This window comes from Amycolatopsis cynarae, from assembly GCF_026802195.1.
In the GTDB taxonomy this organism is placed as follows: domain Bacteria; phylum Actinomycetota; class Actinomycetes; order Mycobacteriales; family Pseudonocardiaceae; genus Amycolatopsis_E; species Amycolatopsis_E rhizosphaerae.
The window spans coordinates 6,101,357-6,125,341 of sequence record NZ_CP113836.1; the positions used below are offsets into that span (position 1 = coordinate 6,101,357).

A 23,985-nucleotide genomic window follows, 5' to 3' on the forward strand; every position below is an offset into this window, starting at 1 on the left:
GCTCTACTGGCTTAGTTCATTAGCACACTGTTGAGTTCTCAAACAACACGCAACCGCAGTTGCTTCTGCTCTTGTTGCCAGGCCAGACTCTACCCCGAGTCGAATCCTGCGATTCAACCGGGGGGTGTCCAACCCGGCAGCCTGGTACCCCGCTCCTTTGGGCTTTCGGCCCGCCGACCCGGTCTCCCTGGCGACGAAGAGAAGATTACACGGGCCGAAAACCCCCCTGGAACAGGGGGTCCTTTAAGCGCAAAACCGCTGATCAACGCCCCATTAGCGGCTCCAGTTGCCGATTCCACGCTCTCCGCGGATCCGCCCGTCCCGACGACGCTCGGTTCGCAAGGGCCGCGATGGCCGTTCGAATGAGCGCACAGAATCCAGGGGCCGCGTTTCCGACCGGGCGGATCACCCCGGTTGCCCGCCGTCGCGGATCGCGGCAGGCTCCGCAGGCGTGCCTACCTTGCTGATCGTGCACCACACCCCGTCGCCGAACCTGCAGGCGATGTTCGAGGCCGTGGTATCCGGGGCGACCACCGACGAGATCGAAGGCGTCGACGTCGTCCGCCGGCCCGCGCTGGCCGCGACCGCCTCCGATGTGCTCGCGGCGGACGGATACCTGCTCGGGACCACCGCGAACCTCGGTTACATGTCGGGCGCCCTCAAACACTTCTTCGACCAGATCTACTACCCGTGCCTCGACGCGACCCGCGGCAGACCGTTCGGCTACTACGTGCACGGGGGCAGCGACGTCTCGGGCACGGTCCGGGGCATCGAGTCGATCACGACCGGGCTCGGCTGGACGAAGAGCGCCCCTGAGGTCACCGTCACCGGGGAGCCCGGCAAGGCGGACCTGGAAGCCTGCTGGGAACTGGGCGCAACTCTCGCGGCCTCACTGCTGCCCTGAGCCGCGCTCCCCGATGGTCCAGCTGATCCCGTGCGCCGTGAGGTGATCGAGGAAGGCTGCGGGGTCGAACGCCTGGGCCGGGGCGAGGACGCCGGGTGCGACCGGTTCGGCGACCAGACGGCGAGCGCTCTCGACGGCGATCACCGCGGTACTGCCTCAGGAGGCAACGGGCTGTTCAACCGGTCCCGGAGCGACTTTTCCGCGAGCCCTTCCAGGTGCCGGACCGCTACGTGACGCGGAATGGTTGACCACCTCGGCAAGGGGAAACCGCGTGCTCGGCTCCGCGTCTCCAGGAAGGGTGACCGCGGTGTGCCGCGCCGGAGTGCCCTGGCGCCAACTGCCCTCGTGATAGACGAGCCCGCCCGCCCGGAGCGAGCAAGTGGGCGAGGAGGTCGACGGGCAGGCAGGTGTCGGTGGCGGCGGGGACGACGGCGACACCTGCCGCTTCCGCCACCGGCCCGAACGTGTCGAAGACGTTCTTGAGGTAAAGCTGCTCCCCCGCGGTATCTACGTAGTGCGAGCCGGTCCCGATCGCCGCACGCACAACGTTCGCGCCGTAGACGGCGATCTTCATCTGGGTCTCCCTGATGGAGGTGTGGCCGACAGCCCGTCCACCCATGTGGATGAATCACCGATTTCGCTTCTCGAAACCCGGTACGAACCCGGTGAGCCGCCTGCGGGACGGGAAACCGCAACGGTGATGCTCTGCGGCGCGTACCTGCTGGACCGTTCCGCCCAACACCCCCTGCTGAACGACCTCCCCGAGGTCATCCACCTCCCCGCACAGCTGGGCCACCACGAGCTGCGCGGCGCGATCGGGCTTCTCGACGCCGAGCTCCGGCACCCGGCACGCCCCGGCGCCGACGCCGTCCTTCCCACCCTGCTCGACCTGCTCCTGTTGTACGTCCTGCGCGCGTGGTTCAGCGCGCGGCGCTCATCCCGCGATCCGGACGGGGGCTGGAGCGAAGCCCTGTTCGACCCGCCGATCGCGGCCGCGCTCAAGGCCATGCACGCCGATCCGGCGCGACCGTGGACGGTCGAGGAACTGGCAACACAGGCGAGCCTGTCCCGTGCCGCCTTCGCCCGCCGGTTCACGACCCTGGTCGGGCGGCCGCCCCTGACCTACCTGACCTGGTGGCGGATGACCACTGCCGCTCGCCTTCTGCGCGACGGGAACGCACCGGTCGGCACGATCGCCCAGCGGGTCGGCTACACCTCGCGCTACGCCTTCACCCACGCCTTCAAACGCCAGTACGGCCTGCCGCCGGGAGGCTACCGGGACGAGTTCCGCGGCACCGTCGCCGCACCCCGCCCGGTTTAGTGACAGTGTTACGTAACGGTGTTACGGTTCAGCTATGACCACTTCCGCAACCGGACCCGTCCAACTGTTCACCGTGATCGCCCTGGTCTCGCTCCCCACCGTCATGTTCGGCGGATACTCCCTGCTCGGCCTGCTGAGGAAGGGGAAGCTGACCGAGACGCAGCGCGGCTTCTTCCGCGCGGGCCACGCCCACGCCGGCGTCCTGCTCGTCCTCGCCCTGCTCACACTGCAACTGCTCGGACACAGCGGGCTCGGCGCAACGGCGCGCTGGATCACCTGCTTCCTGCTCCTGTTCGGGGTGCTCGGCCAGTCCGGTGGCCTGTTCCTCCACCTGCTGCCCCGCCGCGGACTCGCCCACGGCGTCACGGCCGGTGGCGGCCTGCTCCTGGCCGTCGCCATGCTCATGACCGCCTACGGTGTCGCGGTCGGCTAGCTCGATAAACTGGGGACCACATCCGTTTCCAACCGTGAGGATCGTCGTGCCCGAGTACCTGCCGACCACGCCCTACCGGGGGACCAGGGACTTCCTGCCCCCGGAGATGTCCGTCCGGATGCAGGTGTTCGGCCATCTCTACGACGTCCTCGAGCGCTACGGCTACCAGCGCTACGACGGGCCCATCCTGGAGTCCGCCGAGATCTACGAGCGGAAGTCCGGTCAGGAGATCGCCGACCAGCAGCTGTACACGCTGGTGGACCGCAGCGGACGGCGCCTGGCCCTGCGCCCGGAGATGACCCCGTCGGTGGCGCGCATGATCGCGGGCAACGCGGGCTCGCTGCAGTTCCCGGTCCGCTGGTACAGCCACCCGAACTGCCACCGCTACGAGAAGCCCCAGCGTGGCCGGGTCCGCGAACACTGGCAGATCAACGCCGACATCTTCGGGTCCGACAGCCCGAACTGCGAGATCGAAATGTTCGAGCTGATCCACGACCTGATGCGGGGCGTGGGCGCGAGCCAGGACATGTTCGTGGTCAGGGCCAACGACCGGAACCTGCTGTCCTCGGCGCTGACCGACCTGGTCGGCGTCACCGCCGAGCAGCTGCCCGGGGTGTTCGCGCTGGTCGACCGCTGGGAGAAGTACCCGCAGGACGCGCTGGCCGCCCAGGCCGAGGAGATCGGCCTGGTGGACAAGCAGTTCGAGAAGCTGGGCGAGGTGCTGGGCGCCGGAACGGCGCTGCTCGACGAGCTGCCCGCCGAGATCAAGGCGAGCTCGAACCTGGTCCAGGTGCTCTCCGGTGACGCGGCGAGCCTGGTGCGGTTCGACCCGATGATCGTGCGGGGCCTGGCGTACTACACGTCCACGGTGTTCGAGGTGTACGACACGTCGCCGGAGAACAGCCGCGCGCTCTTCGGCGGCGGCCGCTACAGCGACCTCGCCGGCATGTTCACCTCGCAGCAGATCCCGGGCATCGGGTTCGGCATGGGCGACGTGACCCTGATCGACTTCCTGAACACCCACGGCCTGGCCCCGCGGCCGCGCAGCGAGGTCGACGTCGTGGTGATCCCGGTGACCGGCGAGCAGGCCGCCGCCGCCCGCACCGTGGCGCGCGAGCTGCGGGGAGCGGGCCTGCGCACCTCCACTCCGATCGAGCTGCGCAAGCTCGGCAAGGAACTGACGCGAGCGGACAAGGCCGGGGCCCGCGCGGTGGTCATCGTCGGTCAGGAGGACTGGGACGCCGGGAACGTCACCGTCCGTTCGCTGGCCACCCGTGAGCAGCGCACGGTCCCGTTCGCCGACGCTCCCGGCACGGTCCGCGAATTCCTCGGCTGACCTTCGGGCGCGGGGCCGCGAGGGGTCTCCCTCACGGCCCCGCGAGCCGGAGTCTCAGCGGCCTGCGGCCCGGGAGAGGTGCTCGGGGTAGCGGGCACCGGCGATCGCGCCGGCCGGGGCGGCGGCCTCGATGCGGGCGAGGTCGCCCTCGCTCAGTTCGAGGGTGGCCGCGGCGACGTTCTCCTCCAGGTAGGCCCGCCGCTTCGTCCCCGGGATCGGCACCACGTCGGCACTCCGGTGCTGCACCCAGGCCAGCGCGAGCTGCCCCGCCGTCACCCCCTTTTCGGCGGCGAGTTCACGCAGGGCCTCGACGATCGCCAGGTTCCGGCCCAGGTTGTCCTCGTTGAACCGCGGGAGACCGCGGCGCATGTCGTCGGCGGGCAACTGTTCGACCGAGGTGATCGCGCCGGTCAGGAAGCCACGCCCCAGCGGGGAGAACGGCACGATCCCGATCCCCAGCTCACGGCAGGTCGGCACCACCTCGTTCTCGATGTCGCGGGTCCACAGGCTCCATTCGCTCTGCAACGCGGTCACCGGGTGCACGGCGTGGGCGCGCCGGATGCTCTCCGCGGACGCCTCGGAGATGCCGAGGTAGCGGACCTTGCCCTCGGCGACCAGCTCGGACAGCGCGCCCCAGGTCTCCTCGATCGGCGTGTCCGGGTCCACCCGGTGCTGGTAGTACAGGTCGATGTGGTCCACGCCGAGCCGGCGCAGCGACTCCTCGCAGCTCTGCTTCACGTAGGCCGCGTCGCCACGAGCCGACATGCCCTGCTCGGTCCACACGATGCCGAACTTCGTGGCCAGCACGACCTGGTCGCGCCGCCCGGCCAGTGCCCGGCCGACCAGCTTCTCGTTCTCCCCCGCGCCGTAGATGTTCGCGGTGTCGATCAGGGTCACACCGAGTTCGAGGGCACGGTGGATGGTGGCGATGGACTCTTCCTCGTTGTCGCGCACGCCGTAGGCATGGCTCATGCCCATGCAGCCGAGGCCCTGCGCACCGACTTCCAGTTCGCCGAGTTTCCTGGTCGGAATCACGCTGATATCCCCTCCACGGTCCGCCCGGCCCCCTCCAGGTCCCGGCAGATCCGGTCGTAGTTGTCGATCTTGTAATCGAGAATGTCCAAACAGGACTGGAGCTCCGCGATCCGGGCTCGCACCGAGTTCCGCTGCTCGACCAGGATGCCCCTCAGGCGCCTCGCTCCGGCGTCCCCGTGCCGCCGGAGCTGGGCGTACTCCCGCATCATCTTGATCGGCATGCCGGTGGTGCGCAGCTTGGTCAGGAAGCCCAGCCACGTGAGGTCGTCATCCGAGTAGGCCCGACGCCCCGCCGCGTCCCGCGCCGGTGGGTCGACCAGTTTCATGCGCTCGTAGTACCGGAGCGTGTCGATCGACAGCCCGCTGCGGCGTGCGGCTTCCGCTATCGAGTAGCTCATGTCTGCGACAGTACGACCTGGAGTGCACTCCAGGTCAAATGCGAGCCGGCCCGTTTGATAACAGTGTTCCGATACGCTCGGCTCATGGCACGGCCCCGAACCCACGACGAAGCGCTCCGACTCCGCCTGCTCGACCGGGCGGGTGAACTACTGTCCGCCGACGGGCCCAAGGCGCTCAGCCTGCGCAAACTCGCGGCGGACGCGGGCACCTCGACCACCGCCGTGTACTCGTTGTTCGGCGGCAAGCAGGACCTGGTGAACGCGCTGTACACGGAGGGTTTCCGCCGGTTCGGAAACCGGATGCGCGCCGTCCCCCGAACGGACGATCCCGTGGAGGACTTCGTCCGGCTCGGCCTCGCCTACCGCGAGAGCGCGCTGGCCGCCCCCCAGCTGTATTCGATCATGTTCACCCGGGCCGTCCCGGGATTCGAACCCGCCCCGGAAGCCGCCGCACTGGCCCGGGACGGGCTCCTGCCCCTGCTCGACACCGTGCGTACGGCCATCGAGGCCGGCCAGTTCGCGGACGTGGCGCCCGAGACCATCGCGGTCAGCGCGTGGGGCCTCGTCCACGGCCTGGTTTCCCTCGAACTCACCGGGAACCTGCCCCCCGCCTTCGATGTGGCGGCCTCCTACGAGGCAGCACTCCGCGCCCACGCCCGCGGATGGCAGGTCCGGTGACTCAGCGGGCGCCGTACTGGCGGTCACCCGCGTCGCCGAGTCCTGGCACGATGAACCCCGAATCGTTGAGCCGTTCGTCGATGCTCGCGGTGACGACCCGGACCGGCAGCCCCGACTTCTCCAGATGCTCGAGCCCTTCCGGCGCGGCCAGCGCACAGATGGCGGTGACGTCCGTGGCGCCGCGCTCGGTCAGCCGCCCGATGGTGTAGGCCATCGAACCGCCCGTGGCCAGCATCGGGTCCAGCACGAACACCGGTTGGTCGGCCAGGCTTTCCGGCAGCGACTCCAGGTACGGCGTCGGTTCCAGCGTCTCCTCGTCCCGCGCCAGGCCGACGAAGCCCATCCTCGCGTCGGGAATCAGCTTGTGCGCCTGGTCCGCCATGCCGAGTCCGGCCCGCAGCACCGGCACCAGCAGCGGCGGGTTCGCCAGGCGGTACCCGTCGGTGCGCGCGACCGGCGTGTGGATGCGCTCGACCCGCACCGGCGCCTCGCGCGTGGCTTCGTAAATCAGCATCACGGTCAGTTCGTGCAGCGCCGCACGGAACGCGGCGCTGTCGGTGCGGGCATCCCGCATGGTCGAAAGCCGGTCCTTCGCCAGAGGATGATCAACGACGAGCACGTCCATGGGGCATCACCGTACCTGCTCATCGGGGCGGCCGAGGACAAGTCGCCCGCACGGCGACGGCCGGACCGCTAGGCTCACGCTGTGACCGAGCAGCCACCGATGCGCGCCTCCAACGCCGATCGTGAACGGGTCGCCCAGCTCCTGCACACCGCACTGGCCGAGGGCCGGATCACCGTGCAGGAACTCGAAGAGCGGCTCGACACCGTCTACGCCGCGAAGACGCTGGCCGAGCTCGAACCGCCGGTCGCGGACCTGCCGGACGTCCGGGCGGGCACGGCCGTCCAACCGGCGCCCTCGCACGCGGTGGACCAACGCATCGGCGGCACGCCCGGCTCGCAGACGTCGATCGCGATCATGTCCGGCGCCAGCCGCAAGGGCAACTGGGTGGTACCGGCCCAGCACAACAGCTTCGCGTTCTGGGGCGGGGTCGAGATCGACCTGCGCTCCGCGCGCTTCGCGCAGCGGAACTCGACCATCACCGCGGTGGCGATCATGGGCGGAATCGACATCGTGGTTCCGGACGACATCGTCGTCGAGGTGACCGGCATCGGGTTCATGGGCGCCTTCGAAAGCCGGGACGACCCCGCGGCGGCCGCCACTGCACCACCGCCGGGCGCTCCCGTGGTGAAGATCAACGGGCTCGCGTTCTGGGGCGGAGTCAGCGTGACCCGCAAGCCACGCCGCGAACCGTAGCTGGAGGACATGCGCCGCCGGGCGCGGCTAGCCTCTGACGGGTGAGCGCACCCACTCTGCCGGCGGGGCTCGCCGACGCTATCCGCGACGACGCTGCCCTGCGCCGGTTCCTGCACGGCCTGCCCGGGGTCGACCAGGTCGGCCTCGAAGCCCGAGCCGCCTCGCTGGCCACCCGCAGCATCAAAAAGGCCGCGAAGCTCTGGGCCATCGACACCGCGATCTCCATGGTCGACCTGACCACGCTCGAAGGCGCCGACACGCATGGCAAGGTCCGTGCGCTGGCGGCGAAGGCGAAGCGGCCCGATCCGGAACGCCCGGAAACGCCGCGTGTCGCGGCGGTCTGCGTGTACCCGGACCTCGTCGCCACCGCCGTCGAGCAGCTGGCAGGGACGGGGATCGGGGTCGCCAGCGTCGCGACCGCCTTCCCGTCCGGCCGCTCCAGCCGCGAGGTCAAGCTCGCCGACGTCCGCCTCGCCGTGGACGCCGGGGCGACCGAGGTGGACATGGTGATCGACCGGGGCGCCTTCCTCGAAGGCCGCTACGGCGCCGTGTTCGAGGAGATCCAGGCGGTCAAGGCGGCCTGCGGGGACACCCACCTCAAGGTCATCCTCGAAACCGGCGAGCTGGCCACCTACGACAACGTGCGACGCGCGTCGTGGCTCGCGCTGCTGGCCGGGGGCGATTTCATCAAGACCTCCACCGGCAAGGTGTCGCCCGCGGCGACCCTGCCGGTCACGCACGTCATGCTGCAGGCGGTCCGCGACTGGTTCACCACCACGGGTCAGTTGCGCGGGGTGAAACCGGCAGGCGGGATCCGGACCACCAAGGACGCGATCCGGTATCTGGTCGCCGTGCACGAGGTGGCCGGTGAGCAGTGGCTCACCCCGGCGCTGTTCCGCTTCGGCGCGTCCAGCCTGCTCAACGACCTGCTGCTCCAGCGGCGTACCCAACTCGACGGTCACTACAGTGGCCCCGACTACGTGACGGTGGACTAGATGACCTGGGACTACGCGCCCGCCCCCGAATCGGCGGAGCTGGCGAACCTCAAACCGGCCTACCGGCCCTTCGTCAACGGCGAGTTCACCGACGGGGCAGGCGAACCGCTCAAGACCGTCAACCCGGCCACCGGCGAGGTGCTCGCCGAGGTGGGCACCGCCGCCCAGTCCGATGTGGACGCGGCGGTGGTCGCCGCGCGGCAGGCCTTCGAGAAGACCTGGGGCCCGATGCCGGGGACCGAGCGGGCGAAATACCTGTTCCGGATCGCCCGGCTGATCCAGGAACGCTCCCGCGAACTGGCCGTGCTGGAAACGCTCGACAACGGCAAGCCCATCCGGGAATCACGGGACGCCGACCTGCCCACCGTGGCCGCGCACTTCTTCTACCACGCGGGCTGGGCGGACAAGCTGGACTACGCGGGGTACGGCCCCGACCCGAAGCCGCTGGGGGTGGCGGGCCAGATCATCCCGTGGAACTTCCCGCTGCTCATGCTGGCCTGGAAGATCGCACCCGCGCTCGCCACCGGCAACACGGTCGTGCTCAAGCCCGCGGAGACCACCCCGCTGACCGCGCTGGTGTTCGCCGAGATCTGCCAGCAGGCCGAACTGCCGCCCGGGGTGGTGAACATCCTGCCCGGCGCGGGGGACGTCGGCGCACGCATAGTGGACCACGATGGCATCGACAAGATCGCGTTCACCGGTTCCACCGACGTGGGCAAGCAGATTCAGCGCCGACTCGCCGGTACTCCCAAACGGCTCACCCTTGAACTGGGTGGCAAGGCGGCCAACATCGTCTTCGACGACGCGCCGCTCGACCAGGCCGTCGAAGGGATCGTGAACGGGATCTTCTTCAACCAGGGCCAGGTCTGCTGCGCGGGTTCGCGGCTGCTCGTGCAGGAGTCCATTGCAGACGAACTGCTGGACAAGCTGCGGTACCGGGTGTCCACCCTGCGCCTCGGCGATCCGCTGGACAAGAACACCGACATCGGCGCGATCAACTCCGCGACCCAGCTCGCGAAGATCCGTGAGCTCGCCGATTCCGGCGAGGCCGAGGGCGCGCACCGCTGGACGAGCCCCTGTCCGATACCGGAGAGGGGATTCTTCTTCGCCCCCACGGTTTTTTCCGGCGTGCACCAGTCGATGCGGATCGCCCGTGAGGAGATCTTCGGCCCGGTGCTGTCGGTGCTGACCTTCCGCACCCCGGACGAGGCCGTGGCCAAGGCGAACAACACGCCCTACGGGCTGTCCGCCGGGATCTGGACGGAGAAGGGCTCCCGCAGTCTGGCCATCGCGAACCGGCTCCGCGCCGGCGTGATCTGGGCCAACACGTTCAACCGTTTCGACCCGGCCGCGCCGTTCGGCGGCTACCGCGAATCCGGTTTCGGTCGCGAAGGCGGCCGCATCGGTCTGGAGGCCTACCTCGATGTCTGATCGGCTCACCGTCGCCAAGACCTACAAGCTTTACCTCGGCGGCAAGTTCCCCCGCTCCGAATCGGGCCGGGTCTATCCGGTGCAGGACGCCAAGGGCCGCTTCCTGGCGAACGCGGCCCGCGCTTCACGCAAGGACGCCCGCGACGCCGTCGCCGCGGCCCGCAAGGCCTTCGGCGGCTGGTCCGGGGCCACCGCGTACAACCGCGGTCAGGTGCTGTACCGGGTCGCCGAGATGATGGAGGGCCGTCGCGACCAGTTCGCCGCCGAGGTCGGCGCCGCGGAGGGGGTGCGGCGCGCCCAGTCCCTGGTGGATCTCGCGATCGACCGGTGGGTCTGGTACGCCGGCTGGACGGACAAGATCGCGAGCGTGCTCGGCGGGGCGAACCCGGTGGCCGGACCGTACTTCTCGTTCACGGTGCCGGAACCGTCGGGCGTGGTCGCCGTCCTCGCCCCGCAACGCTCTTCGCTGCTGGGGCTGGTGAGCGTGCTGGCCCCGGTGCTGGCCGCCGGGTGCACGGCGGTGGTGGTGAGCAGCGAACGCCGGCCGCTGCCCGCGATCACCCTGTCCGAGGTGCTGGCGACCTCCGACGTTCCGGGCGGGGTGGCGAACATCCTCACCGGGAGCGCGGCGGAGCTGGGCCCTTGGCTGGCTTCGCACGGCGACGTCGACGCGCTCGACCCGACCGGCGCCGAGGATCGCACCGGCCTGGCGCGCGAAGCCGCCGGGACGGTCAAGCGGGTGCTGCGGGTGCCCGCCGAAGAGCCGGACTGGACGCAGCGCCCGGATCTCGCCCGCCTTCGCCACTATCTGGAGGCGAAGACCGTCTGGCACCCGATGGGAACCTAGGCGGCGGTCCCCCAGCCCTGAACTGTGCCGTGAAGGGGCCCTTCACAGTCGATTCGACCGTGAAGGGCCCCCGGGTTCTACGGGTCTTCACGGGTCTTCACGGGGCCTGAGATGAGAGCGCTTTCCGCCGCTTGACGCAACTTTCTGCAAGTTCTCTGCAAATTCTTGACGTGCTTGCAAGGCCCGACCATCCTGTTACGCGATGGACGCCACGCGGGGCGCGGCCGCGAGGACCCGTACATCGACGTACCTGTCCCCTATGGCGGCGCGAGGATGCGCCGTCGTTGCCAGGAGGTCGTGGTGAAATCCCTCAAGGCCGCGCGGAGAGCGCTCTCCGTGACGGCGGTGGCCGCGCTCGTGAGCGGTGCAGTCGTGGCATCGATCTCGTCGGTGCCCATGGCACAGGCGACACCACCGGGAAACCCGGTGAAAGACGTGATCGCGAACCTGTTCGAGTGGAACTGGAACTCGGTGGCCCGCGAGTGCGCGAACGTGCTCGGTCCGGCCGGTTACGGCGCCGTCCAGGTCGCACCCCCGGAGGAGTCGATCTCCCTCCCCGACTACAACGGCGTGACCCATCCCTGGTGGGAGGTGTACCAGCCGGTCAGCTACGGGCTGAACAGCCGGATGGGCACCAGGGACCAGTTCGCCGCGATGGTCACCGCCTGCCACCACGCGGGGATCAAGGTGTACGCCGACGCGGTGCTCAACCACATGACCGGACACACCGGCGGCGTCGGTTACGCGGGCACCGCGTTCTCCGGCAAGTACTCCTACGGCGGCCTCTACTCCAGCGGAGACTTCCACTACTACCCGGCGAACTGCCCGAACTCCACCGACCAGATCACCGACTGGAACAACCAGACCGAGGTGCAGGAGTGCGAACTGGTGGACCTCGCCGACCTGTACACCGAGCAGAGCGGCGTACGCGCCAAGGAAGCCGCCTACCTCAACGACATGATCGGCCTCGGCGTCGACGGGTTCCGGATGGACGCGGCGAAGAGCATCAACGACAACGACATCGCCGCGATCGAGTCGCAGCTGAACAGGACCACGTCCGGCACAGCCCCGTACGTCTACCAGGAGGTCATGCCCGGCGGCGCGGTCACGCCGTCGATGTACACCTCCACCGGTGACGTCCTGGAGTTCACCTACGCGTCGGACCTGAAGAACAACTTCCAGGGCAGCATCGCGAACCTGTCCTCGTTCGGTTCCTCGTGGGGACTGCAGCCCAGCGCCAACTCGGTGACCTTTGTGGACAATCACGACACCGATCGCAACGGCAGCACACTGAGCTACCAGAACGGCCGGACCTACCTGCTGGCCAACGTCTTCCACCTCGCGTGGGGGTACGGCACGCCGCAGGTGTACGCGAGCTTCCAGTTCTCCTCCAGCGACCAGTCGCCACCCGCCAACGGTGACGGCACCGTCACCGACACCGACTGCGCCACGAGCGCCTGGTACTGCACGGACCGGAACCAGGCGGTCACCGGCATGGTGGGGTGGCACAACGCGGTGGCGGGCACCACGGTGGCGAACTGGTGGAGCGACGGCAGCAACTCGATCGCCTTCAGCCGCGGCGGCAAGGGTTTCGTCGCCATCAACAACGAGGGTTCGACGGGGACGCGGACCTACGTCACCGGCCTGCCCGCCGGGAAGTACTGCGACGTCATCCACGGCACGTACTCGTCGTCCAGCGGCTGTTCCGGCCCGGTGATCACCGTGGACGGCTCGGGCAACGCGACGATTCCGGTGCCCGCCTACGACGCGGTGGCCATCGACGTCGACGCGCCGGGCACCTGTTCGAACTGCGCCACGGTGACGTTCGACGAAACCGAGTCGACTTCGCCCGGCCAGTACGTGTTCGTGGTCGGCTCCCTGCCGCAGCTCGGCAACTGGTCACCGGCCTCCTCGGTGGCCCTGTCCTCCGCCGGCTACCCGGTCTGGTCGGCCTCCGTCGACCTGCCCGCGAACACCACCTTCCAGTACAAGTACCTCGTCAAGAACTCCGACGGCACGGTCACCTGGGAATCCGACCCGAACCGGAGTTACACCACTCCGGCGGGCGGAACCGCCACACTCGGCGACACCTGGCGGTAGCGCGTCACCGCGGGAAACCGCACCCGGCTCCGTGGATCCGGGCGTTACCGCGCCTTTCGCCCGGATCCACGGTTCCACGTCCTCGCCGTGATGTCAGGCGAGACGGACCGTCAGGCGCAGCCGGGAGGGGCTTGCTCCCGGCTGCGCTTGGCTCGCATCAGGTCAAAGGCGCTGGTGGGGGTGCCGGGCAACGGGCTGCCCTGGCGTGCGCTCAGTCCGTCGAGGATGAGGGTGAGCGCCCGGTCGAGCAGCAGGTCCTCGTCGGGGGCGAACGGGATCCGGCGCAGCAGGAACGAGACGAGCACGGCCACGTCCCCGGTTCCGATGTCGGTCCTCAGCGTGCCGTCCTGCTGGGCCGTGCGGACGATCCCGTCGAGCACGTCCAGGATCGCGTCGCGGAACTCCTGGGTCTTGGCGTCGTTGCGCAGGATCGTCCAGGCCAGCGGCGACACCAGCGCTAGTTGCACGCTGAGCCGCAGTTCGCGCGACTGACGCAGCAGCCGGACGAGCGCCTGCCAGGCCGAGGGCTCCTCGCGGGCCGCGGCGCGGGCCTCTTCCAGCACGAGGGCGAAGTTGTGCTGGGCCACCGCGCGGATCAACGCCTCGCGGTCGGGGAAGCGACGGTAGAGGGTGCCGACGCCGACCCCGGCCCGGCGGGCGATCTCCTCCATGGGCACGTCCGGGCCCTGCGCGGCGAACATCTCCTTGGCGGCGGCGATGATCTGGTCTCGGTTGCGGCGCGCGTCGGCCCGCAGTTTCGTCTCCGGATCTGCCGTCACGCCCCGATTGTCGCATCCTGAAAGAGGTGGACGAAGTTCTTCCGCTTCGGTACCTTGGAAATTAAGTGGAAGGTGTTCGTCCGGATACTCTCAGTCACGGATTGGGGTGGAACCCATGACCACGGCTCCCGCACCACTGACCATCACCCGCAGCTGCCCCTACGCCCCGCCGGAACAGCACGTCCGGCTGCGCGAGGAGGCACCCATCTCCCAGGTCGCCCTGCCCAACGGCCAGACCGCCTGGGCACTGACCAAGCACGAGCACATCCGCACCATGCTGACCGACCCCCGGTTCAGCTCCGACCGCCGCAATCCCGGCTTCCCGCTCCTGCTGTTCAGCGACCGCAGGCCGACCAACTTCCGTCCCTCCCTGATCGCCATGGACCCGCCGGAGCACGGCCCGGCCCGGCGCGCCGTCGTCGGCGAGTTCACCGTCAAGCGCATGGCGGCGCTGCGCCCCCGCATCCAGCAGATCGTGGACGAGCACATCGACGCGATGCTGGCCGGACCGCGGCCCGCGGACCTGGTGCAGGCGCTGTCACTCCCGGTGCCCTCGCTGGTGATCTGCGAACTGCTCGGCGTGCCCTACGCCGACCACGACTTCTTCCAGAGCCGGTCCACGAAGCTCCTCCGCCGGACCACCTCATCCGACGAGCGGCTCGCCGTCATCGACGACCTGCGGGGCTATCTCCACCGCCTGATCGCCAAGAAGGAGCGGGAACCCGGCGACGACCTGCTGAGCCGTCAGCTGGAGAAGACCAAGGACCGGGAGGAACTGGTCAGCCTCGGCTTCCTGCTGCTCATCGCCGGTCACGAGACCACCGCCAACATGATCTCGCTGGGCACGCTGACCCTGCTCGAACACCCGGAAACCCTCGCCGCCCTCCGCGAGGACCCGTCGAAGACCCTCAACGCGGTCGAAGAGCTCCTGCGCTACTTCACGATCGCCGAGTTCGCCACCTCGCGCGTGGCCACCGCGGACGTGGAGCTCGGCGGGGTCACCATCCGCGCCGGTGAAGGCGTACTGGCACTGGGGAACACGGCCAACCGCGACCCGGAGGCCTTCGACGACCCCGAGGAGTTCGACATCGAACGCGGCGCGCGGCACCACATCGCGTTCGGCTTCGGCGCGCACCAGTGCCTCGGCCAGAACCTCGCCCGGATGGAGTTGCAGATCGTGTTCGACACCCTCTTCCGGCGGGTACCCGGCCTCCGGCTCGCCGTGGACGCGGGCGAACTGCCGTTCAAGGACGATGCGAACATCTACGGCCTGTACGAACTCCCGGTCACCTGGTAGGAGTTGCTCATGCGGATAGTCGCGGACACCACCCGCTGCGTCGGCGCGGGTCAGTGCGTGCTCACCGACCCCGAGGTGTTCGACCAGAGCGACGAGGACGGCACCGTCGTCGTCCTCGTCGAGCGGCCGGACGACCTGGAGAAGGTCCGGGAGGCCGTGCACATCTGCCCCAGCCAGGCCCTCTCCCTCGTCGAAGACTGAGCGGAGGCGCGGCACGCGGTGCCGTGAATGGTCCCTTCACAGTCGATTCGACCGTGAAGGGACCATTCACGGCAAACCGCGGCTGCTAGCGGACGTGGACGGGGAGGGTGTCGACGCCGTAGACGACGGAGGTCGCGCGGTAGGACAGCTCTTCCGGCTCGACGGCGAGGCGCAGTTCCGGGAAACGCCGCACCAGCGCCGGGTACGCGATGCGCAACTCCATGCGCGCCAGTTCCGCGCCGATGCAGCGGTGCGCGCCCCAGCCGAAGGCCAGATGCTGCGCGGGATCACGGCGCGGATCGAAATCCTCCATTCCGGACCCGAGCACATCATCGCGGTTGGCCCCGCTCAGGGACACGAACACCACATCGCCCACCTTGACCCGCACGCCACCGACGTCGAGATCCTCCTTGGCGAAGCGGGGGAACGCCACCTGCACGACGGTGAGGTACCGCAGCAGTTCCTCCACGAAGCCGTTGATCGCCTCGTCCTCGTCGCGCACGAGGTCGAAAGTGGACGGATCGCTCAGGAGCGCGATGGCACCGAGCGCGAGCATGCTGGCCGTGGTTTCCAGGCCACCGGTGAGCACCCCGTCGGCCAGACCCGCCAGCTCCCGGTCGGAGATCTCGTCGCCGTGCTCCTTGACGAGCATGCCGAGCAGCCCGTCCCCCGGCGATTCCCGCTGCTTCTTCACGATGTCGAGCAGGTACGACAGCGACTCGGAGATCGCGCCAAACGAAGCACCCGCACCGGCGAACAGATCGAACCGCGCGGTGCTCAGCCGCTGGAAGTCCGCGCGATCCTCGTAGGAAACCCCGAGCAGCTCGCAGATCGTCAACGACGGGATGGGAAACGCGAAGGACTGCACAAGATCCACCGGACCCTCACTCGCCGCCATCGCGTCGAGCTGATCTCCGACGATTTCCTGAATGCGCGGGGTGAGCCTGGCGAGCCGGCGCATCGTGAATTCCGGTGTGAGCAGTTTCCGCAACCGGGTGTGATCGGGCGGATCCGCGAAACCGAGGCCCCCGGGGTTCTGCTCGGCCGACATTCCGGCCGTGCCGACCAGGTTCGTGTAGTCGTTGCTGAACTTCCCCGTCGCCGCCAGCACCTCCTTGGCCTCGGCATACCCGGTGACCAGCCAGGCACGCAGGCCGAAGGGAAGCCGCAGCGAGGCGACCGGTTCGGTGTCGCGCCTGCCCGCCAGCTCGGGCACCGGATCCAATCCGTTCCGGCGCAACGGCATCAGCGTGGAATCGGGCAGCAGAGAAAGCAGATCGACGCCCTTTTTCTGCTTTCGTTCGATGTATCTGCGCCCCAACCACGCAATGACGCGCGCGCGAAGATCGCTCATACCCCGGATGCTACACGGAACCACCTGAGGATCAGTGGAACAGCGGAATTCGCGGTCCGGTTCGCTGTGCTCAGAGCTGGTCGACGGCGGTGATGCGGAGGACGGCGGCGCCGGCCTCGTCGGAGGCCGGGAGGTCGACCTCCGCGCTGATCCCCCAGTCGTGATCGCCCGCGGGGTCGTCGAAGATCTGCCGCACCCGCCACACCGGCGGTTCCTTCTCGATGATGAGCAGCGCCGGGCCCCGCGCGTCGGGACCGATGCCGATCTCGTCGTGTTCCTCGAAGTACGGCTCCAGCGCGGCTTCCCATTCGACCGCGTCCCAGCCCGAACCCGCGTCCAGCTCGCCCAGTTCCTCGTAGGCGCCGCGTGCCGCGAGTTCCACCCGCCGGAACAGCTCGTTGCGCACCAGCACCCGGAAGGCACGTTCGTTCGCGGTGACCGGCGGCGGTCCCTGCGGCAGTTGCGGGGCGTGCAGGCCTTCCACCTCGCCGGGATGCCGCAGCGCCTCCCACTCGTCCAGCAGGCTCGAGTCGACCTGCCGCACCAGCTCACCCAGCCAGGCGATGAGGTCCTGCAACGGTTCCGTCTTCGCCTCGTCGGGCACGGTGTGCCGCAGGGCGTCATAGGAGTCCGCCAGATACCGCAGCACCAGCCCCTCGGAGCGCGCCAGCGAGTAGAAGTTCACGTACTCGACGAAGTTCATCGCCCGCTCGTACATGTCCCGCACGACCGACTTCGGCGACAACTCGTAGTCGGCGACCCAGGGGTGGCCGCGTTTGTAGGTCTCGTACGCCGCGTGCAGCAGCTCTTCCATCGGCTTCGGGTAGGTGACCTCGTCGAGCATCGCCATGCGCTCGTCGTACTCCATGCCCTCGGCCTTCATCGCCGCCACGGCCTCGCCCCTGGCCTTGAACTGCTGCTGCGACAGCACCGGGCGCGGATCATCCACAGTGGACTCAATGACGGACACCACGTCGAGCGGGTAGCCCGGCGCTTCGGGGTCGAGCAGGTCGATGGCGGCCAGCGCGAACGGCGACAGCGGCTGGTTCAGCGCGAAGTCGAACTGCAGGTCCACGGTGAGCCGGACGGTCCGGCCCTCCTCGTCCGGCTCGTCGAGCCGTTCCACCACGCCCGCGGCGAGCAGCGCCCGGTAAATCGCGATGGCGCGGAGGATGTGCCTGCGCTGGGCGGGCCGGTCCTCGTGGTTGTCCTCCAGCAGGTGCCGCATGTGCTCGAAGGCGTTGCCCGGCCGCGAGATCACGTTGAGCAGCATCGAGTGGCTCACCCGGAAGCTGGAGGTCAGCGGCTCCGGCGGCGAGGCGATCAACCGCTCGAAGGTGCTCTCCGTCCAGTTCACGAACCCCTCGGGCGCCTTCTTCCGGACGATCTTGCGCTTCTTCTTGGGATCGTCGCCCGCCTTCTCCAGCGCCTTCGCGTTCTCCACCACGTGATCGGGCGCCTGCACCACCACGTACCCGTCGGTGTCGAACCCGGCACGGCCCGCACGCCCGGCGATCTGGTGGAATTCGCGGGCCTTCAGGTGCCGCTGGCGGACGCCGTCGTACTTCGTGAGCGCCGAGAACACCACCGTCCTGATCGGCACGTTGATGCCGACGCCGAGGGTGTCGGTGCCGCAGATCACCTTCAACAGGCCCGACTGCGCCAGTTGTTCGACCAGCCGCCGGTACTTGGGCAGCATGCCGGCGTGGTGCACGCCGATGCCGTGCCGCACCAGCCGGGACAGCGTCTTGCCGAACCCCGCCGAGAACCGGAAGTCGCCGATCGCCTCGGCGATCGCGTCCTTCTCCGCGCGGGTGGTCACGTTGATGCTCATCAGCGCCTGTGCCCGCTCCACGGCAGCGGCCTGCGAGAAGTGCACCACGTAGACCGGCGCCTGCCCACCGTGGAGCAGCTCCGACATGGTCTCGTGCAGCGGGGTGAGCGCGTAGCGGTAGGTGAGCGGCACCGGCCGCTGTGCGGAGGTGACCACCGCGGTGGGCCGCCCCGTGCGCCGGGTGAGGTCCTTTTCGAAGAAGGAAACGTCGCCCAGCGTGGCCGACATGAGCACGAACTGTGCCTGCGGCAGTTCGAGCAGCGGCACCTGCCACGCCCAGCCCCGGTCGGGCTCGGAATAGAAGTGGAATTCGTCGGCCACCACCTGGCCGACCGGGGCGTCCGCACCGAACCGCAACGCGATGTTCGCCAGGATTTCGGCCGTGCAGCAGATGATCGGCGCGTCCGGGTTGACGTTGGAATCCCCGGTCATCATGCCGACGTTCTCCGCGCCGAAGATGTCGATCAGCGCGAAGAACTTCTCCGAGACCAGCGCCTTGATCGGCGCGGTGTAGTAACTGCGCCTGCCCTGCGCCATCGCGGTGAAGTGCGCACCGACCGCGACCAGGCTCTTCCCCGATCCGGTCGGCGTGGACAGGATGACGTTCGCCCCCGAGACGACCTCGATCAGCGCCTCTTCCTGAGCCGGGTACAGCTCGAGGCCCCGATCGGCCGTCCAGGTGGAAAACGCCTCGAACAGGGTGTCGGGATCAGGATGCGCTGGTAGGAGATCTGCGAGTGTCATTATGTCTCCATCGTGCCATCCCCGGCGGCACAGGGCGTGGGGCCCATCGCGGCCCGGCCCGCAAACCCGTAGGCTTCGCACACACAGGTGGTAATCCGGAGGGCTGGCATGGCACAGGACATCGTCCCGATCGAACTCGGGCTGCCGCAGGGGGACCTGGTGACCCTCTGGGCTCCGCGCTGGCGGGAAGACGGCGAGGAGTGGGAGGCCTTCCTCGGCGATGGCGACGATCTGTACGCCTTCCCGGACGCCGCGCATCTGGCCGCGTACGTCCGCACCGCCGAGCAGCACGACCTGATCGACCACCCGGCCTGGTCGGCGGTTCCCGCGCTGAACGTGCCGGAGCTGATCCCCGACGACGACCACTCCTACGACCTCGTCGGGGTGCCCGAACTGGTCGCCGAGGACCCGGACTCGTGGACGATCAGCGAACTGGCCGAGATCGTCGGCATCGTGCGCTCGCTGGCCGACGTGTGCGAACTCGACGAGGTCCACGAGGTGCTCGACGCCACCGAGGGTTTCTCGCTGCTCGAACAGGGCCGTCTGCCCTTCACCGGGCGCGAGGGCGAGCGACTGTGGACCGATCTGTCCGAAGCGGTGTCGGAGAAGTGGGACATCGTGCTCGACGCGATCGACGGGCTGATCACCGTCCCCGACGTCGACGCGACGGTGCTGGAGCAGACCGCCGAGGAACTGGCGGCGTTCCTGGAGGAGTCCGCCGAGTCCGAGGCCGGTGTCGACACCGAGGCCGAGGAGCTGGACGAGGAGCTCACCGCCGCGGACGACGACGAGGAGGACGAGGCCCCGACCGGCTTCTGGGCCGAGGTCGGCATCGACCCGATCAAGATCATCACCAATGAGCGCGAGTACTACACGCTCCGGTGCTACCTGGACGACGAGCCGGTCTTCCTCGGCCAGGACGGCCGGATCGACGTCTGGACCTCCCCGAAGGCGCTCGCGCGCAAGCTGGCCGACGCCAACGAGTTCGCCGAGGCAGACCTGGCCGAAGTGTCCACTTGGGACGATGTGCTGGCCAGGGCCACCGCGGGTGAGCTGGAGATCGAGGTCGACGCGGACAACACCTACGTGCTGGCCGGTCTCGCCGAGGACATCGCCGACGGCACCGATTCGATCGACCCGACCCAGCTGGAACTGGCGGTGGAACTGCTCACCGACGCCGCGGACTGGGCCGGCGACGAGAGCGTCGGCAACGCACTGTCCACTTCGGAAAGCCTCGGCTGGCTGGTGTCGTTCGTGCTCCGGCCGGACCCGAACCGGCTCGCGCCGAGCGCGCCGTTCGACGGTGAGCAGAGCGAGTGGCGCAAGCTGGTCGAGTCCTTCGAAGCCCGCCTAGAGGTTCACTAGCCGGGCGATGGTGCCCCCCAGCACCAGATCGCGGACCTCGCCCGGTGAGGTGACGCGCTCGACCATGGCGCGGGCGAGCACCGGGTCGCCGTAGGGCGCGTCGGAGCCGAAGAGGGTGCGCTCGGGCAGTTCCGCGATGGCGATCCGGACCGCGAACACGATGTTCGCGGTGGACAGTTCGAGGTACAGGCTGGGCACCTCGCGCGCCAACTCGATGGCGTCCAGCCAGTGCGCGCCACCGAGCTGGCTCACCACGAGCGGCACCCTCGGGTAACGGCGGGCGAGCGCGGCCAGCGTGTGCAGGTCCTTGCGGGTGGTGGGCGCGGCACCGTGCACGACCACGGGAAGCCCGCCGTGGTCGGTCGCGGCGCGCAGCACCGGTTCGACCGTTTCCGCCCGGTCCGGCGGCGGGGTCAGCTCCCCGATCCCGCGCAGCCCTTCGACGTCGGGCTCGGTCAGCGAAACCTTGGCGAAGGGCAGGAAGCGGTCCGGGTAAGCACGTGCCGCCCGCTCCCACTCCTGGACGGCGGCCTCCCGCGGTGCCGCTTCGTCACCTTCGAGGGTGCGTGTCAGCGTGTCCATCTCACGGCGCAGCGAGGCGAGGTCGACCGCACGCTCAGGATGGGGACGGGTGCCGAACAGCACCGCCTTGTCGACACCGGCTTCGTCCAGTGCGGCGATCTGGATCTCCACCGGGTCGTGGACATGGCTGTGCGCGTCGATGATCAAGGTCTCTCCTCGTGGACCGGAATCAGGTGGTCGGTGCGAGTGTTGATCCCTGACACGGTGGGAGGGTCAAGTCATGCTGATCGGTGAACTGGCGCGCCGCACGGCCACGAGCGAACGGCTGCTGCGGCACTACGAACGGACCGGCCTGCTGACCGCGCGGCGGCGCGAGAACGGCTACCGGGACTACGACGAAGACGCCGAAGCGCGCGTCCGGCAGATCCGTGCGCTGCTCGCGGCCGGGCTGCCGACCCGGGTGATCCGCCAGGTCCTCCCCTGCGCCTATCCGGACGGCTCGCTCGATGCCTGCCCGGGCACACTGGACACCCTGCGCGAGCGGCTCGACGTCCTGGACCGCCAGGCCGCCGAGCTCGACACCGCCCGTGATCTCCTGCGCCGCACCATCGCCACCACCGAGGCGCGAGTCCGGTAACCGCTTACTCGCGTGCGGCCTCTTCGGCCTTGACCGGGGTCAGGCCGACGGCGAGGACGGGGAAGATCGCCGCCACGCAGAACGCCAGCGCGTACCGCGAGTCCCCGATGACCAGGCCCAGCAGCGGCGGGGTCAACGAAGCCGCGAGGTTCTGCGCGGTGTTCTGCGCGCCCATCGCCCGCCCGGCCCAGGAGATCCCGGCCAGTTCGGCCGAGGCGGTGAAGCCCAGACCGTTGTCCGCGACCGTGATCACCGCCGCCAGGGCCAGCGCCAGCAGGACCACCCACGGCCAGGTCGCATCCCCCACCGCGACCAGCAGCATCACCGCGGCGGCGGCCATCGCGAGCAGCCGCATCGGCCGCAGCCTGCTGCCCACGCGGTCCGACCAGTAGCCCGAACCCAGCCTGCCGAGCGCGCCCAGGACCTGCACCCCGGCGAGGAACCAGCCCGCGGCCAGCGGGTCCCAGTGCTGCTTCGATTCCAGGTAGACCGGCGCGAACGCGGACACCGCGAACTGGGGCACCACCAGCAGGGCGCTCGCCCCGTGCAACCGCCACAGGGCGGGGCTCCGGTAGGGCGAGGCCGCCTTGGGCGCGCCGGACGCACGCTCCGGCCGGGGCGGGTCGAGCACCAGCCAGGCCACCAGGACGGCGACCACCAGGGCGAACACCCCGGGGAACAGCAAAGCGGCGTGGAATCCCCACCGCTGCGCCAGTGGGGGCAGCGCCAGCGCGGCGACGCCCACCCCCAGGGGTTGCGCGGTCTGCCGGATGCCCATCGCGATACCGCGCTCCCGGACTCCGAACCAGCCCATCACGGCGCGGCCGCTCGCGGCGTTGACGCTGGCCGTGCTCGCCCCGGCCAGCAGGAACAGCGCGAACAGCCCGGGCAACGGTGGCGCCGCGATCCCGGTGACCAGCAGCAGGATCCCGGAGACACCCAGCCCGATGGCCATCACCAGGCGCTCACCGTAGCGATCGGCCGCGGCTCCCCACGCGATCAGCGTGAACAGCAGCCCGACGCTGGGCGCGGCGACCACGGCACCGGCCTGGGCCAGGGTCAGCCCCTCGGCCTCCCGCATTCGTGAGACCAGGAACGGGATGCCGTAGAGGAAGGAGCAACTCGCGGTCTGGGCGGCGAGGCCCAGCGCGAGGATGCCCCAGCGCCGTTTGCTCTGCGTGCCCGCCGCGACCGCGTGTCCCATCTTCACCATCCCAAGATGTGAGAATCATGTCTTACATCTTGGAAGCTACTGGGGATGAGTGGCCCCGCGCAACGTGTTTCTCGTCGTGAACAGCCCGTTTTCCCCACCGAGAGTGCGCCGGTAAAGATGCGTGGCGAAGGCGAAGGCCCAGGCCCAGGTGAGTCCGAGGGGTGCGAAGAAGACCAGCCGGACCATCGGGTTACCGGTGACGTCAGCGCCGGGAGCCAGCGGGTTGTGGGCCGCGAGCATGACGGCGCCCAGGACGGGGACGGCGGCCACCGTGAACCAGGCCCAGGCCCGGCGCCCTTCGGCGGCGAGCGACCACGCGATCACCAGGCTCGCCATGGTGAGGATGAGGTAGCCGCCCCCGCGTGCACCTTGGTGCACGATGCCGTGCCAGGTGGTCCGCACCATCTCCGGTGTCGTTCCGGCCGGGAAGCCGGGCTGCGGGTCCGAGGGGAAGATGCCGCCGACCATGATGGCGACGCCGTACAGCCCGAGCAGTCGCGCCCCCCACGCGGCGAAACGACCCGTGCGCAGTACCCGGCTCACCCCGACCGCGAAGAGCACCATCAGCACTCCGGTCAGCAGCCCGTTCGTCCTCTGGAGCCACCCGAGGTCACCGGTGGTCATGACGTTGAAGGTGTTCACCCTCGGGTCGAAGCCGTCGCGCGTCAGCCCCTGGACCAGCGTCACCACCACGTACAGGGGACCGGCCACGACGCCGCACGCCAGCAACGCACGGGTCGCGCGTGCCGACCCCGCCGGGGCCGTCCGTTCCACCCTGGTGGTCGTCATCGCGCCACCTTCGCCATCTCCCGGGCAGTGACGCGGCGGGCGCGGGCCAGGGCCGTCCCACCGAGGATGATCGCGATCAGCCCCAGCACCACGGCCCCGGCCGCCCCCACGACTCCGTTGCCGGTGCCGGGACCACCGTCGGCGACGGCCAGGGTCAGCGCGCCGTTGACCGCGGCGATCAGCCCCGCCGCCAGCGCGACGACGGCTCCCCTTCTTCCGCCGTTGCCGATGCGCCGGGCGGAGCGAACCAGCGCCAAGACGCCGATGACCGCGCCGGCCAGCGCCAGGATCGCGGCCGCGGAGGCCCACATTCGCTCGGGGGTAAAGCCGTACGGGCCGGGGGCGGCGGACTGGACCAGGATGTGTGCGGCCTCCGCTGGGGAGAGCGCAAATCGGACGGACATGAGATGCTCCTTCTCCTCCCTCGACATGACCTGCGAGGGATGGTCCGATC

General features: G+C 69.4%; 25 protein-coding genes. 14 read left to right on the top strand and 11 right to left on the bottom strand.

The window, feature by feature from the left end; translation table 11 throughout:
- The first annotated feature begins 451 nt into the window (after positions 1–451).
- The gene (locus tag ORV05_RS29310; protein ID WP_268755199.1) at positions 452–904 is read left to right on the top strand and encodes a flavodoxin family protein; all 453 of its coding nucleotides are present in this window, start codon (positions 452–454) and stop codon (positions 902–904) included.
- Here the strand turns inward: ORV05_RS29310 and ORV05_RS29315 are convergent.
- Complete coding sequence (locus ORV05_RS29315; RefSeq protein ID WP_268755200.1) at positions 890–1,048, bottom strand: hypothetical protein; 159 nt, start codon at positions 1,046–1,048, stop codon at positions 890–892. The two genes, ORV05_RS29310 and ORV05_RS29315, sit on opposite strands and share 15 nt — an antisense overlap.
- A gap of 370 nt (positions 1,049–1,418) precedes the next feature.
- On the opposite strand from ORV05_RS29315, the gene ORV05_RS29320 reads away from it, so the two are divergent.
- The 3 genes from ORV05_RS29320 to hisS are packed head-to-tail and all read left to right on the top strand — an operon-like array spanning position 1,419 to position 3,994.
- The gene (locus tag ORV05_RS29320; protein ID WP_268759951.1) at positions 1,419–2,225 is read left to right on the top strand and encodes a helix-turn-helix transcriptional regulator; all 807 of its coding nucleotides are present in this window, start codon (positions 1,419–1,421) and stop codon (positions 2,223–2,225) included.
- A 34-nt stretch (positions 2,226–2,259) separates the two neighbouring features.
- A complete protein-coding gene (locus ORV05_RS29325; RefSeq protein WP_268755201.1) occupies positions 2,260–2,658 on the top strand; it encodes a hypothetical protein in 399 nt (132 codons plus the stop codon).
- A gap of 46 nt (positions 2,659–2,704) precedes the next feature.
- On the top strand, positions 2,705–3,994 hold the full coding sequence (gene hisS, locus ORV05_RS29330; protein WP_268759952.1) for a histidine--tRNA ligase: 1,290 nt from the start codon (positions 2,705–2,707) through the stop codon (positions 3,992–3,994).
- A 54-nt stretch (positions 3,995–4,048) separates the two neighbouring features.
- On the opposite strand, the gene ORV05_RS29335 is transcribed toward hisS, so the two are convergent.
- Both ORV05_RS29335 and ORV05_RS29340 read right to left on the bottom strand, forming a co-directional pair.
- On the bottom strand, positions 4,049–5,029 hold the full coding sequence (locus ORV05_RS29335; protein ID WP_268755202.1) for an aldo/keto reductase: 981 nt from the start codon (positions 5,027–5,029) through the stop codon (positions 4,049–4,051).
- Positions 5,026–5,427, bottom strand: coding sequence for a MerR family transcriptional regulator (locus ORV05_RS29340; protein WP_268755203.1), 402 nt, complete (start codon positions 5,425–5,427; stop codon positions 5,026–5,028). Before ORV05_RS29340 ends, ORV05_RS29335 begins: the two co-directional genes overlap by 4 nt.
- Positions 5,428–5,511: 84 nt before the next feature.
- On the opposite strand from ORV05_RS29340, the gene ORV05_RS29345 reads away from it, so the two are divergent.
- Entirely contained in the window at positions 5,512–6,105 is a 594-nt protein-coding gene (locus ORV05_RS29345; RefSeq protein WP_268755204.1) for a TetR/AcrR family transcriptional regulator, read from the top strand.
- A 1-nt stretch (position 6,106) separates the two neighbouring features.
- On the opposite strand, the gene upp is transcribed toward ORV05_RS29345, so the two are convergent.
- Positions 6,107–6,730: a uracil phosphoribosyltransferase gene (gene upp, locus ORV05_RS29350; RefSeq protein ID WP_268755205.1), complete on the bottom strand. Its 624-nt coding sequence runs from the start codon at positions 6,728–6,730 to the stop codon at positions 6,107–6,109.
- Between the two features lie 99 nt (positions 6,731–6,829).
- On the opposite strand from upp, the gene ORV05_RS29355 reads away from it, so the two are divergent.
- From ORV05_RS29355 to ORV05_RS29375, 5 genes are all read left to right on the top strand, one after another.
- On the top strand, positions 6,830–7,423 hold the full coding sequence (locus tag ORV05_RS29355) for a DUF1707 SHOCT-like domain-containing protein (RefSeq protein WP_268759953.1): 594 nt from the start codon (positions 6,830–6,832) through the stop codon (positions 7,421–7,423).
- Positions 7,424–7,464: 41 nt separating this feature from the next.
- Entirely contained in the window at positions 7,465–8,418 is a 954-nt protein-coding gene (deoC, locus tag ORV05_RS29360) for a deoxyribose-phosphate aldolase (protein WP_268755206.1), read from the top strand.
- Positions 8,419–9,849, top strand: coding sequence for an aldehyde dehydrogenase family protein (locus tag ORV05_RS29365; RefSeq protein WP_268755207.1), 1,431 nt, complete (start codon positions 8,419–8,421; stop codon positions 9,847–9,849). It abuts the gene before it with no gap.
- The gene (locus ORV05_RS29370; RefSeq protein WP_268755208.1) at positions 9,842–10,696 is read left to right on the top strand and encodes an aldehyde dehydrogenase family protein; all 855 of its coding nucleotides are present in this window, start codon (positions 9,842–9,844) and stop codon (positions 10,694–10,696) included. The genes ORV05_RS29365 and ORV05_RS29370 overlap by 8 nt, the downstream gene beginning before the upstream one ends.
- Positions 10,697–10,996: 300 nt before the next feature.
- Positions 10,997–12,796, top strand: a complete 1,800-nt coding sequence (locus tag ORV05_RS29375) for a carbohydrate-binding module family 20 domain-containing protein (RefSeq protein WP_268755209.1) — start codon at positions 10,997–10,999, stop codon at positions 12,794–12,796.
- 110 nt (positions 12,797–12,906) lie between these two features.
- On the opposite strand, the gene ORV05_RS29380 is transcribed toward ORV05_RS29375, so the two are convergent.
- The gene (locus ORV05_RS29380) at positions 12,907–13,575 is read right to left on the bottom strand and encodes a TetR/AcrR family transcriptional regulator (RefSeq protein WP_268755210.1); all 669 of its coding nucleotides are present in this window, start codon (positions 13,573–13,575) and stop codon (positions 12,907–12,909) included.
- Positions 13,576–13,690: 115 nt separating this feature from the next.
- Here ORV05_RS29380 and ORV05_RS29385 point away from each other — a divergent pair, with 115 nt between their 5' ends.
- Positions 13,691–14,872 carry a cytochrome P450 gene (locus ORV05_RS29385; RefSeq protein ID WP_268755211.1) on the top strand — a complete coding sequence of 394 codons (1,182 nt, stop codon included), beginning with the start codon at positions 13,691–13,693 and terminating at the stop codon, positions 14,870–14,872.
- A gap of 9 nt (positions 14,873–14,881) precedes the next feature.
- Entirely contained in the window at positions 14,882–15,073 is a 192-nt protein-coding gene (locus ORV05_RS29390) for a ferredoxin (protein WP_268755212.1), read from the top strand.
- Between the two features lie 85 nt (positions 15,074–15,158).
- Here the strand turns inward: ORV05_RS29390 and ORV05_RS29395 are convergent, their stop codons facing one another.
- Together ORV05_RS29395 and ORV05_RS29400 are read right to left on the bottom strand one after the other, a co-directional pair.
- On the bottom strand, positions 15,159–16,427 hold the full coding sequence (locus ORV05_RS29395; protein WP_268755213.1) for a cytochrome P450: 1,269 nt from the start codon (positions 16,425–16,427) through the stop codon (positions 15,159–15,161).
- 70 nt (positions 16,428–16,497) lie between these two features.
- A complete protein-coding gene (locus tag ORV05_RS29400; RefSeq protein WP_268755214.1) occupies positions 16,498–19,005 on the bottom strand; it encodes a DEAD/DEAH box helicase in 2,508 nt (835 codons plus the stop codon).
- Between the two features lie 108 nt (positions 19,006–19,113).
- Between ORV05_RS29400 and ORV05_RS29405 the strand changes: the two genes are divergently transcribed.
- A complete protein-coding gene (locus ORV05_RS29405; RefSeq protein WP_268755215.1) occupies positions 19,114–20,370 on the top strand; it encodes a primosomal protein in 1,257 nt (418 codons plus the stop codon).
- On the opposite strand, the gene ORV05_RS29410 is transcribed toward ORV05_RS29405, so the two are convergent.
- Positions 20,356–21,099 (bottom strand): amidohydrolase family protein, encoded by a 744-nt coding sequence (locus ORV05_RS29410; RefSeq protein WP_268755216.1) that lies wholly within the window; start codon positions 21,097–21,099, stop codon positions 20,356–20,358. The genes ORV05_RS29405 and ORV05_RS29410 overlap by 15 nt on opposite strands.
- 73 nt (positions 21,100–21,172) lie before the next feature.
- Here ORV05_RS29410 and ORV05_RS29415 point away from each other — a divergent pair, with 73 nt between their 5' ends.
- A complete protein-coding gene (locus tag ORV05_RS29415; protein ID WP_268755217.1) occupies positions 21,173–21,529 on the top strand; it encodes a MerR family transcriptional regulator in 357 nt (118 codons plus the stop codon).
- 4 nt (positions 21,530–21,533) lie between these two features.
- On the opposite strand, the gene ORV05_RS29420 is transcribed toward ORV05_RS29415, so the two are convergent.
- From ORV05_RS29420 to ORV05_RS29430, 3 genes are read right to left on the bottom strand one after another with little or no spacing between them, the layout of a single operon-like run.
- On the bottom strand, positions 21,534–22,742 hold the full coding sequence (locus ORV05_RS29420; protein WP_268755218.1) for an MFS transporter: 1,209 nt from the start codon (positions 22,740–22,742) through the stop codon (positions 21,534–21,536).
- Between the two features lie 36 nt (positions 22,743–22,778).
- A complete protein-coding gene (locus ORV05_RS29425) occupies positions 22,779–23,531 on the bottom strand; it encodes a DUF998 domain-containing protein (RefSeq protein ID WP_268755219.1) in 753 nt (250 codons plus the stop codon).
- The gene (locus ORV05_RS29430; protein ID WP_268755220.1) at positions 23,528–23,935 is read right to left on the bottom strand and encodes a DUF6223 family protein; all 408 of its coding nucleotides are present in this window, start codon (positions 23,933–23,935) and stop codon (positions 23,528–23,530) included. Before ORV05_RS29430 ends, ORV05_RS29425 begins: the two co-directional genes overlap by 4 nt.
- Between the last annotated feature and the right edge of the window lie 50 nt (positions 23,936–23,985).

Coding starts and splice junctions, on each gene's coding strand:
- ORV05_RS29425 (WP_268755219.1), bottom strand. CDS start 23,531: ATGACGACCACCAGGGTGGAACGGACGGCCCCGGCGGGGTCGGCACGC.
- ORV05_RS29415 (WP_268755217.1), top strand. CDS start 21,173: ATGCTGATCGGTGAACTGGCGCGCCGCACGGCCACGAGCGAACGGCTG.
- ORV05_RS29430 (WP_268755220.1), bottom strand. CDS start 23,935: ATGTCCGTCCGATTTGCGCTCTCCCCAGCGGAGGCCGCACACATCCTG.
- ORV05_RS29365 (WP_268755207.1), top strand. CDS start 8,419: ATGACCTGGGACTACGCGCCCGCCCCCGAATCGGCGGAGCTGGCGAAC.
- ORV05_RS29385 (WP_268755211.1), top strand. CDS start 13,691: ATGACCACGGCTCCCGCACCACTGACCATCACCCGCAGCTGCCCCTAC.
- ORV05_RS29370 (WP_268755208.1), top strand. CDS start 9,842: ATGTCTGATCGGCTCACCGTCGCCAAGACCTACAAGCTTTACCTCGGC.
- ORV05_RS29395 (WP_268755213.1), bottom strand. CDS start 16,427: ATGAGCGATCTTCGCGCGCGCGTCATTGCGTGGTTGGGGCGCAGATAC.
- ORV05_RS29355 (WP_268759953.1), top strand. CDS start 6,830: ATGCGCGCCTCCAACGCCGATCGTGAACGGGTCGCCCAGCTCCTGCAC.
- ORV05_RS29325 (WP_268755201.1), top strand. CDS start 2,260: ATGACCACTTCCGCAACCGGACCCGTCCAACTGTTCACCGTGATCGCC.
- ORV05_RS29345 (WP_268755204.1), top strand. CDS start 5,512: ATGGCACGGCCCCGAACCCACGACGAAGCGCTCCGACTCCGCCTGCTC.
- ORV05_RS29390 (WP_268755212.1), top strand. CDS start 14,882: ATGCGGATAGTCGCGGACACCACCCGCTGCGTCGGCGCGGGTCAGTGC.
- ORV05_RS29400 (WP_268755214.1), bottom strand. CDS start 19,005: ATGACACTCGCAGATCTCCTACCAGCGCATCCTGATCCCGACACCCTG.
- upp (WP_268755205.1), bottom strand. CDS start 6,730: ATGGACGTGCTCGTCGTTGATCATCCTCTGGCGAAGGACCGGCTTTCG.
- ORV05_RS29420 (WP_268755218.1), bottom strand. CDS start 22,742: ATGGTGAAGATGGGACACGCGGTCGCGGCGGGCACGCAGAGCAAACGG.
- ORV05_RS29340 (WP_268755203.1), bottom strand. CDS start 5,427: ATGAGCTACTCGATAGCGGAAGCCGCACGCCGCAGCGGGCTGTCGATC.
- ORV05_RS29405 (WP_268755215.1), top strand. CDS start 19,114: ATGGCACAGGACATCGTCCCGATCGAACTCGGGCTGCCGCAGGGGGAC.